This window comes from Gilliamella apicola (genome assembly GCF_000599985.1).
GTDB lineage: Bacteria > Pseudomonadota > Gammaproteobacteria > Enterobacterales > Orbaceae > Gilliamella > Gilliamella apicola.
Genome location: NZ_CP007445.1, coordinates 1,673,742 through 1,688,572 on the forward strand (window position 1 = coordinate 1,673,742; position 14,831 = coordinate 1,688,572).

12 protein-coding genes are annotated in these 14,831 nt (G+C 34.1%); 6 read left to right on the forward strand and 6 right to left on the reverse strand.

Annotation, left to right across the window (positions count from 1 at the left end):
- Positions 1-220: 220 nt before the first annotated feature.
- Entirely contained in the window at positions 221-958 is a 738-nt protein-coding gene (locus tag GAPWK_RS07765; RefSeq protein ID WP_202961627.1) for a DeoR/GlpR family DNA-binding transcription regulator, read from the reverse strand.
- A 249-nt stretch (positions 959-1,207) separates the two neighbouring features.
- Positions 1,208-1,393: a hypothetical protein gene (locus tag GAPWK_RS07770; RefSeq protein WP_025315674.1), complete on the reverse strand. Its 186-nt coding sequence runs from the start codon at positions 1,391-1,393 to the stop codon at positions 1,208-1,210.
- Between the two features lie 523 nt (positions 1,394-1,916).
- Between GAPWK_RS07770 and GAPWK_RS07775 the strand changes: the two genes are divergently transcribed.
- Together GAPWK_RS07775 and GAPWK_RS07780 are read left to right on the forward strand one after the other, a co-directional pair.
- A complete protein-coding gene (locus tag GAPWK_RS07775) occupies positions 1,917-2,411 on the forward strand; it encodes a GNAT family N-acetyltransferase (RefSeq protein WP_038517367.1) in 495 nt (164 codons plus the stop codon).
- Positions 2,412-2,462: 51 nt separating this feature from the next.
- Positions 2,463-3,197 carry a rhomboid family intramembrane serine protease gene (locus GAPWK_RS07780; protein ID WP_025315676.1) on the forward strand — a complete coding sequence of 245 codons (735 nt, stop codon included), beginning with the start codon at positions 2,463-2,465 and terminating at the stop codon, positions 3,195-3,197.
- Positions 3,198-3,254: 57 nt separating this feature from the next.
- On the opposite strand, the gene lolE is transcribed toward GAPWK_RS07780, so the two are convergent.
- The 3 genes from lolE to lolC are packed head-to-tail and all read right to left on the reverse strand — an operon-like array spanning position 3,255 to position 6,405.
- Positions 3,255-4,493 carry a lipoprotein-releasing ABC transporter permease subunit LolE gene (gene lolE / locus GAPWK_RS07785; RefSeq protein WP_038517370.1) on the reverse strand — a complete coding sequence of 413 codons (1,239 nt, stop codon included), beginning with the start codon at positions 4,491-4,493 and terminating at the stop codon, positions 3,255-3,257.
- 12 nt (positions 4,494-4,505) lie between these two features.
- Entirely contained in the window at positions 4,506-5,210 is a 705-nt protein-coding gene (gene lolD, locus GAPWK_RS07790) for a lipoprotein-releasing ABC transporter ATP-binding protein LolD (RefSeq protein WP_025315678.1), read from the reverse strand.
- On the reverse strand, positions 5,203-6,405 hold the full coding sequence (gene lolC / locus GAPWK_RS07795; RefSeq protein ID WP_025315679.1) for a lipoprotein-releasing ABC transporter permease subunit LolC: 1,203 nt from the start codon (positions 6,403-6,405) through the stop codon (positions 5,203-5,205). Before lolC ends, lolD begins: the two co-directional genes overlap by 8 nt.
- Before the next feature lie 159 nt (positions 6,406-6,564).
- On the opposite strand from lolC, the gene mfd reads away from it, so the two are divergent.
- The 4 genes from mfd (at position 6,565) to mmuM (ending at position 14,017) form a co-directional block, all read left to right on the forward strand.
- The gene (gene mfd / locus GAPWK_RS07800) at positions 6,565-10,023 is read left to right on the forward strand and encodes a transcription-repair coupling factor (protein WP_025315680.1); all 3,459 of its coding nucleotides are present in this window, start codon (positions 6,565-6,567) and stop codon (positions 10,021-10,023) included.
- A gap of 30 nt (positions 10,024-10,053) precedes the next feature.
- Positions 10,054-11,604, forward strand: coding sequence for a DUF945 family protein (locus GAPWK_RS07805; protein ID WP_025315681.1), 1,551 nt, complete (start codon positions 10,054-10,056; stop codon positions 11,602-11,604).
- Between the two features lie 81 nt (positions 11,605-11,685).
- Positions 11,686-13,086 carry an S-methylmethionine permease gene (mmuP, locus tag GAPWK_RS07810; protein ID WP_025315682.1) on the forward strand — a complete coding sequence of 467 codons (1,401 nt, stop codon included), beginning with the start codon at positions 11,686-11,688 and terminating at the stop codon, positions 13,084-13,086.
- Positions 13,076-14,017, forward strand: coding sequence for a homocysteine S-methyltransferase (gene mmuM, locus GAPWK_RS07815; protein WP_025315683.1), 942 nt, complete (start codon positions 13,076-13,078; stop codon positions 14,015-14,017). Before mmuP ends, mmuM begins: the two co-directional genes overlap by 11 nt.
- A gap of 109 nt (positions 14,018-14,126) precedes the next feature.
- Here the strand turns inward: mmuM and GAPWK_RS07820 are convergent, their stop codons facing one another.
- Complete coding sequence (locus tag GAPWK_RS07820) at positions 14,127-14,681, reverse strand: YbhB/YbcL family Raf kinase inhibitor-like protein (protein WP_038517374.1); 555 nt, start codon at positions 14,679-14,681, stop codon at positions 14,127-14,129.
- Between the last annotated feature and the right edge of the window lie 150 nt (positions 14,682-14,831).

Genomic DNA, 14,831 nt, shown 5'->3' on the forward strand with positions numbered 1-14,831 from the left:
TTTGTATGAAAAGAATTACAGTAAGAAAAGGAAAATTAAAAAATAAAAATCTGAAAGAAAAATGATTTAGACTTTATGAATATGAATGGAAGCGTCTAATATTCTTTTCATTAACTCATAATAAAAGGTGAAATTATAGTAGGAGAACGATATTGGTGTTTATAAAAAAAATTGCTACTTTTTAGCGATTCTTAATTCTACTTTATTTTCTTTTAATATTTTATATTATATTAGCGGGTGGTTTACTGTCAGTGATAAACGTTGAAACTTGTTTTAAATTGCCAATTTCTACAGCGGCTGATGAATGAAATTTTGTATGATCACCGATTAAAATAAAATTACGTGAATGTTCAATTATTGCCTTGACGACAGCAACTTCATTTATGTCAACATCCAATAAAACACCATCATAGTCAACAGCGCCAAGACTTGTGATAAGGTAATCAGCTCGAAAACTACTCACTAATAAAAGTGCACTTGGACCTACAATACCTCCATTATGCGAATGCAAAATACCCCCTAATGTTATGACCTCGAATTCTTTATTTTGATATAAAATATTAGCAACTCTTATACTATTAGTGATTACTCTCAAATTATTTTTATTTTTTAGGGCTTTCGCAACAAACTCAACACTTGTCCCCATAGTGATAAATAAAGTAGCACCATCGGGAATAAAATTAGCGACTTCATTGGCAATTATCGTTTTTTCTTCTGTATATGCTGTTTCTCGTTTAGAAAATTCAGTATTCATAAGACTTGAAATTCTTCCTGCTCCACCATGATGTCGAGAAACTATACCTGCATCACTCAATTGACGAATATCTCGTCGTATAGTTTGTGGTGTTACATTTAGAATTTTGGCTAGTTCTTCATTACTAATGTATCCTTTTGACATAACAAGAGAAATCAATTTATCATGCCTTGGATTTCCAGTTAATTCTATATATTCCACCACAGACTACTCCTTAATTATATTTATCTTTGATGTTTAGTTAAAAATTCATTTATTTGTTTAATTGACAGTATTTCTGCACAACCACCAGCTTTAGTACATATTAGTGCTACAACAGCATATGAGAATTTTGCTACTTTAAAGGTTGAATATCCAATTAACAAAAGCAAAAGCAAATGTGGATTGGAAAACATCTCAAGCTCTAGTTGTATCTACCACATCAACTTTAAATGCTTTATTCCAAGGTAAATTTTACTTTTCTAACCCTATACAACCTTTATCACTAAGTTTATTAATGACAACAACTATAATTGCTATAGATCCTCCATCTATTTCTTTGTAATTACTCGCAATAAATTTGCCATTAACTTTCGGAATATCATTAATATAATAAATACCATTTTGTACTGCTCTATCTAGGCAAACAATTCTAATCATAAAACATCCTTAACATTAGTTTACATTTTTAAATATTCGTTTAATTTTAATTTAAAGAAATTTTAGAGAAAGTAATCAAGATCACTCCATTCAATAAAAATTACAAATATAATACCAAGAGAACTAAAACGAACTTTAAGAAGTAAAAAATGGTAAATATTGACTTTATTGGTCTTGGTCAAGCAGGAAGGCCTATGGGTAGCTATGGATAGATAGCATTAATAGCAAAACACCACTCCAGCAAGGTATTTATATACTTCCAAGTAATAAAACATTATCAGGTGAAATGCGGATGCAATTGTGTGAGACAAAGTGATTATTTAAAAAAATATAAATAAAATTATGGAATCTATCAGTAATAGAGTTTTAAAATTTGATTTTTGAAAAATTTAGACACCATTTTGTTGTATCATTCTTAATGACTTTATGATTTTTCTTACTAATAAATCGTTTTTAACAAATATTGCTTGCCTGCATTAAAGCCATTACAATGAGGTATATTTAATCACTACTCTTTATTTTTATGATTACCTATACTGATGCTACTTTAGACGATTTGCCCTTTATTGTTGATGTTTATAACTCCACCATTGCTTGCCGTCAAATTACGGCCGATTTACAGCCGGTGTCAGTTGAAAGTCGTTTAGTTTGGTTTAATCAGCATAATCCTAAAAGTCGTCCGCTTTGGTTAATTAAATCTTCGAATCAACCATGTGGTTGGGTAAGCTTATCCTCTTTTTATGGGCGTGCAGCTTTTGACAAAACAGTTGAGATCAGTTTGTACCTACATCAGGATTTTAGAGGGAAAAAAATCGGTCAAACGACCATCGCATATATTGAATTATTCGCCAAACAAGCTGGCATTGAAACAATACTCAGCTATGTTTTTGGGCATAATCTTCCTAGCATAAATCTATTCAAAAAAATGAATTATCAACAATGGGCATTATTACCTAAAATTGCCGAACTCGATGGCGTTAAACGTGATTTAGTTATTTTAGGAAAACAATTGGATTAAATCAGTTATCTATTTTTATATTTTTTGTTTTTCAAAAGGAAAACTCAACACATGAGCTTTGTTAAAAATTTACAATTTTTATATCATCAAGCCAAAATTACTAGCATTTTGGTAATGATTAATGTCGCATGGTTTATTATTTCTCGGCTGCTTGATATGCGAGGATTATCCGATTTCGGTCAAAGTAGGTTTTTAATTGACTGGGGGGCTGATATTGCACAACTTACTTTTTCTGGTGAATATTGGCGCCTTTTTACTAATATTTTTATGCATGTAGGATTAGCTCATCTTGCTATGAATATGTTAGCGTTATGGAGCATCGGTATTATTTTAGAAAAATTAATACCTCCATTCGCCTTTATTGGAATCTATTTGCTATCAGGTTTATTTGGAAGTTTAGCGAGTGATGTTGCCACAATTCATATTAATGTAATTAGCTGTGGTGCTTCAGGGGCAATTTTAGGTATCATCACTGCCCTACTTGCTTACTCATTGATTAATCGTACTGATTTACAAGAGATGCCCATTAAATCTATTGTGGTGAGTTTATTACTTACTGCTGGATTAGGCTTATTACCTTCTGTTGATAATATGGCACATATTGGTGGTGCGCTAACTGGTTTTATTTTAGGAGGATTAATCACGCTTTGTTTAAGAAAATTTCGATATCAAAGCCAAATCTGCACGGTATTAACTGTCCTAATTTTTGCCACTGCAAGTCTAATTTTATATTGGGGTTATCAGTATTATCAACATGATTATTTGATAAATGGTTATAGGTATTAATAAAAAATAAAGGCGCTTCAAACGGTGCGCCTTTTTAGATTTTATGTATTGTTTTTATTAATAGCTACTTAATACTCGTGCAGGATCGATTTTACAAGCCCTTTGAGCAGGATAATAGCTAGCAAGCAAACTTAACAACATTGCTGTAATAAATACAATTACAACATCAAAAAGATGGATTTCAGATGGTAAAAAGTCAACAAAATAGATATTACTGTTAAGAATTTTATGACCCATCAAAGATTCAACAAGTTCCATTATATTTGATAGTTGCCATGATAAAATCACTCCTAAAATCACTCCGATTAAACTTCCAATTAATCCTGAAATTACTCCATACCATATAAACGTGTGTTTAATTAAACTATTAGTTGCACCAAGTGTTTTTAGAATGGCAATATCACGTTGTTTATCTTTAACGGCAATTACTAAGGTAGAAACAATATTGAAGCAAGCGACGCCAATAACAACAATCATAGCAAGATACATAATTTCTCTAATCATTTGAATATCGCGATACATAAAGCCGTAAGTTTGTTCCCAACTATTAAAAGATAAGGTTTCATCAAGGGCTACTGCTGCCTGGCTAATTATATACCTAGCCTGATAAACATTATCAACATTGACCATAACGCCTGTGACACTGTCACCCATATTTAGTAATTTTTGTGCATCAGCTAAAGGAAGTAAAGCAATATTATTGCTAAGACTTCCACTTAACTCCAAAATACCAATAACTTGCAAACGCACACGTTTCGGTGGTTTAAGTTGATTAGAAGAACTTGATACAGGAATGAGTAATGTAACCCAATCTTTTTCCTTCACAGCTAAAGTTTTAGCTAAACCAGCGCCAATAATAATTTGTTGACTATCAGCTTTAAATTCTCGCCATTGATTATTCAACACATAATTAGGGAGTGTACTTATTGATTTTTCTTGCTCGGGATCGACTCCCTCTACTTGAACTGCACCTAGTTTACTCGCATTCTCAATTAAACCAGTAAAATTAATAAAAGGCGTTGCTGATACAATGTGACTATTTTGTTTTAATTCGTTTTGAACGTCTCGCCAATTATCTAGATAACCATATTCGGGATAAAATTGCCCATGAGGAACAACGGACAATACTCGATTATGCAGTTCACGCTCAAAGCCATTCATTGCACTTAACCCAATAATTAAAGCTGCAATACCAATAGCAATACTAAATGTTGAAATAATTGATATTAACGACACCATCCCACTTTTACGGCGTCCTTTACGGAACTTAATGGCAGTGATTAATGATAAATTCATTTTAATTATCCATTAAATTTTTTTGGTTAACGAACGATTAGACAAATGTCCATCGCGCATTATTAATTGATTATCAAGTTTATTGGCAAGTTCTAAATCATGCGTGACCACTAAAAAAGCTGTTCCATGATCACGATTTAGACTTATTAACAAATCAAAAATGGAATCAGCAGTGGTTTTATCCAGATTACCTGTTGGTTCATCAGCCATAACCAGTGCTGGATTATTGATAAGCGCTCGCCCTATTGCCACACGTTGACGTTCCCCACCAGACAGTTCAGATGGCCTATGATTTGCACGTTTAACTAAGTTAACCGATTCTAGCATTGCCATTGCTCGCTTTTTTGCATCATTAGGTTTTGCACCACTAATTAATAGTGGCATAGCAACATTTTCAAGCGCAGTGAAATCAGGTAATAAATGGTGAAATTGATAAACAAAGCCTATTTCTTGATTACGAAGGTGAGCTTTTTCCTTTTCAGATAGCTGATTTAATTGCTGAGATTTAAAAATAATTTCACCCGATGTAGGTTTATCCAATCCACCAAGAAGATGTAATAAGGTGCTCTTGCCTGATCCTGAACTTCCAATAATCGCTAATAATGATTTTGAATAGATATCAAACGATACGTTTTTTAAAACTTCGGTTACCATTTTGCCTTCGTTATAGGTTTTACAAAGATTTTTTGCTGAAAGCAAGATTTGTGAGTTATTCATAACGTAACGCCTCGGCTGGTTGAATATTGGCTGCACGATAGGCAGGGTAAATAGTTGAAATTAGCGATAACATAAGTAATCCAATAACAATAACGATAATTTGTGTGGGTTCAACCAGCGACGGCAATTGAATACCAGCAAACGATAACCCAAATAGTTCCATGATTTCATTTAAGTAACAAGCCAGTAACAAACCTATAGTACTACCTAATAGTGTTCCAATTACTCCTGAACTTGCGCCTTGTATAATAAAAATTAGCATGATTTTAAAACGAGATAGACCTTGCGTTTTTAAAATTGCCACTTCACCTTGTTTTTCCATTACTAATAAACTTAACGAGGTAATAATATTAAAAGCTGCCACAATGACAATCAAACTGATTAATAGTCCCATGACATTTTTTTCCATTTTGATAGCTTGGAATAGTTCTCCACGTTTCGCTCGCCAATCATTAAAAACTAGCCCTTCTGGTAAAGGAGTGTTCGTTACCGAAGTAATCTCTAAAGGTTTATCTAAAAACAAACGCCAACTTGTGATCATTCCTTCTTGATAACGGAGTAAATGACGGGCATCAGTCTGGTTAACATAAATTAAGGCTTGATTTATATCATGATTGATTGAAAACATTCCGACGATATTAAATAGTCTTTGTGAGGGTATACGACCAACTGGGGTGATCTGACTGGCATCAGTTACCATCAAGCGAATTTTATCGCCGACGGTAACACCTAGTTGATTGGCTAAAGTTAATCCAATAATGACATTATATTTCCCAGGGACAAGATCCGATACTGAACCACTATAGACATATTCGTTAATTGGATCGCCATCATCAGGAGTTATACCCATTAACGTACTAACCATAATACCTTGCTCACTTTGCAAAACGACATCACCCGTAACTAAAGGGGACACATGATTAACACCCTTAATTTTCATAAATTGCTCACCCGCAATTTTATTAGGATCGATGCGACCTTGCGAAGTGGTTATCTGAGCCTGAGGAAAAAATTTTAATATGCTTTCTTGCATTTGATCTTCTAGTCCATTCATGACAGACAACACAACAATCAAGCCAATGGAGCCAAGCATAATTCCGAGCATTGATAACCATGATACAAAGCGACCAAAACCATCCGTTTTTTGCCCATAAACATAGCGCAAACCGATAAAAAAAACTAATGGACGAAATATTTTTGACATAAACGTATATATTACCTGAAACTTCTTAACAAAGTTTAACGAGTTAATTGCAAGGTGCTTATCATACAGGATTAAACAGTTATAGAAAACAACCTAATAATTACGTTATAATCTAGCATTAATTATTCAGCAAAATCATGCAAAATCAACATGTCTAAAACTCCTAATATTTCAACATTAATTCCTAAAAAATCAGGTGAAGTCAAACAAATTGGGCAATTAATCGGATCATCTCTATCCCAATTTTGTGCTCAATCCATTGATGCACACGATGGTTTAGTGGTGATTATTACAGATGATATGCAACAAACAACCCGTATTCATGAAGAACTAAGACAATTTTCACCTCATCCTGCTATCTTTTTCCCTGATTGGGAAACACTGCCTTATGATAGTTTTTCACCGCATCAAGATATAGTCTCTGAGCGTCTATCTTGTCTTTATCATTTAGGACATTTGACTAAGGGTGCTTTGATTTTACCGATTAATACCTTAATGCAAAAGGTCTGCCCACAAAGCTATTTGGGCGGGCATGTGTTTATCATGAAAAAAGGCCTACAAATTAGCCGCGAAAACTTACGTTTACAACTTGAAAATGCAGGTTATCGCTCTGTCAGTCAAGTGATGGAACATGGCGAATATGCAACTCGTGGTGCTCTTTTTGATATTTATCCTATGGGCAGTGATAAACCCTATCGTATCGATTTTTTTGATGACGAAATAGATAGCATTCGTACATTTGATGTTGAATCTCAACGCACACTTGATGAAATACCTGAAATACAGTTATTGCCAGCTCATGAATTTCCATTTGATAAAACTGCTATCGAGCTTTTTAGAAGCCAATGGCGTGAAAGATTTCCTGTCAGATTAGAGCCCGAGAGTATTTATCAACAAGTCAGTAAAAACATTTTACCAACAGGTATAGAGTATTGGCAGGCTCTGTTTTTTAATGAGTCATTAACTCCGCTGTTTTCATATTTTTCAGCTAACACACTCATTATTAACACCATCAATATTGAGTCTAACGCCAATAAATTTTGGCAAGATATTAACCAACGTTATGATAGTCGCAAGGTTGATCCTATGCGACCATTATTAGAGCCAGTAATCATTTGGTCAAAAACCGACGAAATATTTGCCGATTTCAAAAAATACCCAAGACTGGTCTTATCTCATGAAATTATCAGTGAATCAAATAAAAATGTTAATTTGGCTTATTCAAATTTGCCTGACCTTGCGGTTGCAATTCAACAGAAAGATCCTTATTTGCAATTCCATCAATTCATCGAAAATTTCACAGGTAAAATTGTCTTTTCGGTCGAATCAGAAGGTCGTAAAGAAGCGTTACAAGAAATTTTAGGACGAATTCGTATTCATCCAATAACGATTAATCAACTTGACGAAATACATCATGTTAATGAACGCTTTTGTATAATTCTAGGTGCTAGTGAGCAAGGTTTTATTAATCAATCGGATAATTTTGCTTTTATTACTGAAAATGAACTATTGGGTCGCCGAATTGTTCGTCGCAAAAAAGAAAATAAACAAGCAATTAATACCGACACACTAATTCGTAGTTTAGCTGAATTAACACCAGGCAAACCTGTGGTACATTTAGAGCATGGAGTGGGACGATATGCTGGTTTAACCACACTTGAAACAGGTGGCATTTATGCAGAATATTTGATCTTACTTTATGCGAATGATACTAAGCTATATGTGCCAGTATCATCTTTAAATTTAATCAGTCGTTACTCAGGTGGGGATGAAGAAAACGCTCCACTGAATAAACTTGGCACTGATGCATGGAGTAAAGCTAGACAAAAAGCGGCCGAAAAAGTACGGGATGTCGCAGCCGAATTACTTGATATTTATGCTGAACGAGAAAGCAAACCAGGTTTTGAATTTAAACAAGATCGAGAGCAATACGAACTATTTTGCGAAGCTTTTCCTTATCAAGAAACAGAGGATCAACAAAACGCAATTGGTGCGGTAATTGGCGATATGTGTTCACCTTATGCGATGGATAGATTGGTTTGTGGTGATGTTGGTTTTGGTAAAACTGAAGTCGCTATTCGAGCAGCATTTTTATCGGTAATAAACCATAAACAAACCGCTGTTTTAGTCCCAACAACCTTACTTGCCGAACAACATTACGAAAACTTTTGTGATCGCTTCGCTAACTGGCCAATACGTATTGAAAGCTTGTCACGATTCAAAACAGCTAAACAACAACAAGCTATTATTCAAGCTTTGAGTGAAGGTAAAGTAGATATTGTAATTGGTACACATAAACTATTACAAGAAGACGTAAAATGGAAAGATTTAGGATTATTAATTGTCGATGAAGAACACCGTTTTGGCGTTCGCCAAAAAGAACGAATCAAAGCGATGCGAGCCAATATTGATATATTAACCCTAACGGCCACACCTATTCCACGAACACTTAATATGGCAATGAGCGGTATGCGGGACCTCTCAATTATTGCTACACCACCAGCACGACGTTTAGCGGTTAAAACCTTTGTACGCGAATATGACGATCTGGTTATTCGAGAAGCAATTTTACGTGAAATCTTACGTGGAGGTCAGATCTATTACTTACATAATGATGTTTCAGACATTGAAAAAGTAAGTGAAAAACTTGCTGAACTGGTTCCAGAAGCACGTATTGCTATTGGTCATGGTCAGATGCATGAGCGTGACTTGGAACGAGTCATGAATGATTTTCATCATCAACGCTTTAATTTACTGGTATGTACTACAATTGTCGAAACGGGGATTGATATTCCGAACGCTAATACTATCATTATTGAACGAGCCGATAAATTTGGTTTAGCTCAGTTACATCAGTTGCGAGGTCGTGTAGGTCGTTCTTATCATCAGGCTTATGCCTACTTATTAACGCCACATCCTAAATTACTCAGTAAAGATGCTAAAAAGCGTCTAGAAGCAATTGCATCACTTGAAGATTTAGGCGCAGGTTTTGCTTTGGCAACACATGATCTTGAAATTCGTGGTGCTGGTGAATTATTGGGTAGTGATCAAAGTGGTCAAATTGAAACCATTGGCTTTAATCTTTATATTGAATTACTTGATGACGCGGTTAAATCACTTAAGGAAGGTAAAGAACCTACCCTTGAATCGCTCCTTAATAACCAGCAAACCGAAGTTGAATTACGTTTGCCGACATTGATTCCTGATGATTTTATTCCTGATGTTAATACCCGATTGTCATTATATAAACGTATTGCTAGTATTGAAGCAATTGACGAATTAACAGATATACAAATCGAAATGCGAGATCGGTTTGGTAAGCTACCCGATGCCGTACTATTTTTATTAGAAACAACCAAAATCCGTTATCAGGCAAACAAATTAGGGATCACTAAAATTGAATTTGGTGAAAAAGGTGGTTTTATTGAATTTGGTAAGAACAATAAAATTTCAGTCGACTATTTAATTGAAATGATTCAAAAATCACCAAAAAATTATCGCCTTGAAGGCGCAAATCGATTAAAATTGTTGAGTTCATATCTGGACCGAAGTGATCGTATTGAATATATTAAAAATTTGTTGGCTGATTTTTCAAACCACCAAGAGTAATAATGAATAAAATATAAAAAGAGAATTAAGATGAAAAAAAGTATAGTAACGACAGGAGTTATAGCAATATTAGCTTTCGGATATATTGGCACTTCTATGTATACCGGAAATTTAATCGAAGAAAACCTCGATACTAATTTAGCTGAGTTTACCCAGCAATTTAATAGTAATCAACAAATTTTTAATCTACAAATTTCACATAATAATGATGAAAAAGGGATATTTTCTACCAAAACACATCTTAAAGTCACCTTGACACAAAAAAAACAAATAATTAATAATGATGACTCAGTTATCGTATTATATGATGATGATGCAACCATTTATCATGGTCCATTCCCTTTAACGGCCCTTGCTAATGGTTCCTTTTCGCCTCAGTTAGCTTGGTTGGAATTTGCTATAACCGAAAAAACCAATCCAACCCTATGGAAATTAGCTGGAAATAAACCTTATATTTCTGGTCATGCTGGTGTAAGTTACAGCGATTATTTTACCGTAAAATTAGCAACTGAAGCCATCAAACTAACCCATTCCGACTTTGATCTTATTGATGAAAACAGTGTATTTGAACAGGGTAAGTGGAATATTCTATTAGAAAAGCAGAATAATTCCTCGGACTTATCGATACAAGCATCACTTGATAAACTTAATCTTGAGATAGACAAAGATAACGCCATTTCTCTCAATGACTTAAACATATCATTTAAACCAGCACAAAATACATCTACTATTGACTATGATATAAATATTAATAGTTTAAAAATGAAAGGTGCTGAATATGGTTCATCTACCGATGTCGGTTTTAACGGTTTAACCACTAAAGGCAACATTAATTATAAAGACTATAAGCTTGATTACCAAAGTGAAATTAATCGATTAACTGTATCTATTGGCAAAGGTGCATCTACTGCTATTAATAACATTGAATTGAATAAATTAGTTTTAAACCAGCAAATTGAATTAAACAAAAAAAACAATACAGTTAATGGATCATTATTCAACAGTGTTGATTCAATTATCTATGGCAAGCAAAACTTAGGTAATGGTTCATTTGACTTTAGCTTTAAAGGTATCGACAAAAAAGACATATTTAATAAATCTTATATGAACTATTTTGAAGATTTAGAAGACGTTACTGACAATCTGCCATTTAATACAACCTTAACACTTAATAAGTTGAACTGGCATAATGCTGCGGGTGATATTAATATAAATTTTGTTTTAGATATTAACGATTTAAATTATATTCTTAATAGTGGAGATGACAGCTCAAAAGATACTGATGAAAGAATTGATACATTAAAATTAAAAGTTGAAGCTCCATTTGATGTTATGGCTCAATTTTATGCACAATTCGAAAACCCTCAAAACAGTGAAGTTACTGAACAACAAGTTAATAGCGTCAAATCAAACATTAAGTTAAGTGCTGAAATGTTTTTGAGTCACGTACCAATTTTTGTCTTTAATAATGGTAAAACCGATGGTATTTTTTCAGATATCAGTGTCACCAAAGATAGTGATGAAGTTCAAGTTAATGGTGAGACCATGTCAAAAAAATTCTTCTTTAACGAGTTTAAATAAATAAAATAGCAATTCAATTACTCTTTTCCGTCAGTTACACTGACGGAATATTAACCTTTAAACGCTAAAAATAATATACTTATGAATACTCATTCTACACCCAAAAATAAAAATCAATTTAAACGCACCATGAAAACTCGACACTTAATTATGCTATCTTTAGGTGGCGTAATTGGTACTGGGTTATTTTTTAATACTGGATATATTATTGCCACAGCTGGCGCAGTTGGTGCAATAATCTCCTATTTAATTGGTGCGTTAGTGGTGTATTTAGTCATGTTATGCCTTGGTGAGTTAGCTGTTGCCATGCCTGAAACAGGAGCCTTTCATACTTATGCTTCGCGCTTTATCAGTCCCGCTACTGGCTATACAGTTGCTTGGTTATATTGGTTAACTTGGACTGTTGCATTGGGTTCAAGCTTAACTGCTGCGGGCATGTGTATGCAATACTGGTTCCCAGATATTCAAGTATGGGTTTGGTGTTTAATTTTTTGTTTAGTAATTTTTACACTGAATATTATTACAGCACAATTTTTTGCTGAAAGTGAATTTTGGTTTTCAATAATTAAAGTCATTACTATTGTCGTATTTATTATTGCTGGTACGGCGGCTATCTTTGGTTTTATTCCAATGAAAAATGATATGCCCGCGCCATTCTTACATAACATTACTGATCATGGTTGGTTTCCTAATGGCATAATCCCTATAGTAATGACAATGGTATCAGTTAACTTTGCATTTTCAGGAACAGAGCTTATTGGTATTGCCGCCGGTGAAACCCATAATCCTGAAAAATCAATTCCGTTAGCCATAAAAACCACTATTTTCCGATTAATCATCTTTTTTGTTGGCACCATTTTTGTATTAGCTGCACTTTTACCCATGGAACAAGCTAGCGTTGTGACTAGTCCGTTTGTGATGGTATTTGAAAATATTGGCATTCCTTACGCTGCTGATATCTTTAATTTTGTAATTTTAACTGCGATTTTATCTGCGGCAAATTCTGGACTTTATGCTTCAGGTCGCATGTTGTGGTCACTGTCAAATCAAGGTACATTACCAAAATGCTTTGCTCAATTAACCGATAAAGGAATCCCAACAACAGCTATTGCTCTCAGTATGTTAGGAGGATTATTGGCTCTGTTTTCAAGTATCATTGCTCCTAATACCGTATTTGTTGCTTTAACGGCAATTTCTGGATTTGCAGTTGTAGCTGTATGGTTAAGCATTTGTGCTTCTCACTATTTTTATAGAAAGCAATTATCCCCATCCGAGCAAATAAACCTTAAATTTAAAGCGCCACTATATCCATTTGTGCCAATTTTAGGTTTTATTCTTTGTCTAGTTGCTTGCATCGGTTTAGCGTTTGATCCTGAACAACGTATTGCTCTATATTGTGGCATTCCGTTTGTGATTGTTTGTTTTGTTGTTCATCATTTAACCCAAACATTTAAAAAACAAGTTAGAAATCATGAAAAATAATAATCCCATAAAAACCCTTTTAGAACAGAAAAAACACATAGTCATTGATGGTGCGTTAGCAAGTGAACTGCAACGACGTGGCTGCGATCTTAATGACAGTTTATGGTCAGCCAAAGTATTAATTGAACAGCCTGAATTAATTCAACAAGTACATTATGACTATTTTGTAGCTGGTGCAGATTGCGCCATTACTGCGAGCTATCAAGCAACGCCAATGGGATTTGCCCCAAAAGGGATTGAGCTAGAAGAATCCATCAAATTAATTAAAACCAGCGTAAAATTAGCCCAACAAGCAAAAATGCAATATTTAAACGATATAAAACAGGATAAAGCTCTCTTAATTGCGGGTTCCGTTGGACCATATGGTGCTTATCTTGCTAATGGTTCGGAATATACGGGCGATTACCAGCTTAGCGAGAGCGAATTTATTGCATTTCATAAAGATCGGGTTGCAGCGCTTATAGATGCAGGTGTAGATATTTTAGCCTGTGAAACAATGCCATCATTTTTGGAAATTAAAGCTTTGGCTAAATTAATACAACAATTTCCGATGGTTAATTGCTGGTTTTCATTAACATTAAAAGATCAAAAACACATTAGCGACGGTACACCATTAACAGAGGTTATTGAATATCTAAATAGCATTGAGCAAATTGTTAGTGTCGGCATTAATTGCATCGCCCTAGAAAAAGTCACAACTGCTTTAGAAGTACTAAGTAAACTAACCAGTAAACCGCTAATTGTTTACCCTAATTCAGGCGAGCAGTATGACCCTACAACCAAACAATGGCATAAAAACCATGATCATAACTGTACTTTTACCAATCAATTAGATGTATGGATAAATTTAGGTGCCAAATTAATCGGTGGGTGTTGCCAAACAACTCCAGATGATATTGTTGAAATTCATCAATTATTAAATAAAAAATAGCTTTATTCTGTCCACAACTATCCATACTTAAGAACCGATGTAAAACAACATAACAACTGCCGAACTTGTATCAATTCGGTAGTTGTTATTCAATAGTTAATTAAATTTTTTAACGTGAGTAATTATAAGTTACCGTTGCTTTAGAAATGAGATGCGAATTAACCATAAAACCAATTAACGCGGGTGTAGTTTGTTCATTTACGTCTATATGATCAATATCAAGTGCATATAGTGTAAATTGATAACGATGGTCAGATTTTTCAGGAGGACATGGACCGCCGTAACTCGCTACCCCAAAGTCATTACGCACCACTTGGCTACCTTTAGGTAATAGATCTGGGTTATTGCCAGCGGAACGCTCAAGTGCAGTTACATCAACAGGAATATTAACTACTGTCCAATGCCACCAGCCAGAGCCCGTCGGCGCATCAGGATCATACATAGTTACTACTAAGCTTTTTGCATCTTTAGGTACATTATGCCACGAAATATTAGGTGATATATTTTCTCCTTGGCAGCCGAATTGATTATAAATAAATTTGTTAGTAAAACCATCTTTGACAAGATCGGGGACAGCTAACTGCATTTCAGATGCTAAACAACTAGTAGACCCCAACAATAAAGCACAATATGCTATCGGTTTTATTTTATTGATAATATTCATATGAATCCTTATATGTGATTTTATTTTATTTAATTAAAGTGATACAACCATCCTTTATTAGTACTATAAACGTTGTTTATAAAAAGATAAATATCAATTTTTGAATAACTTCAATTTATTTTGAGTGATAAATTAATTTATTGACTATTT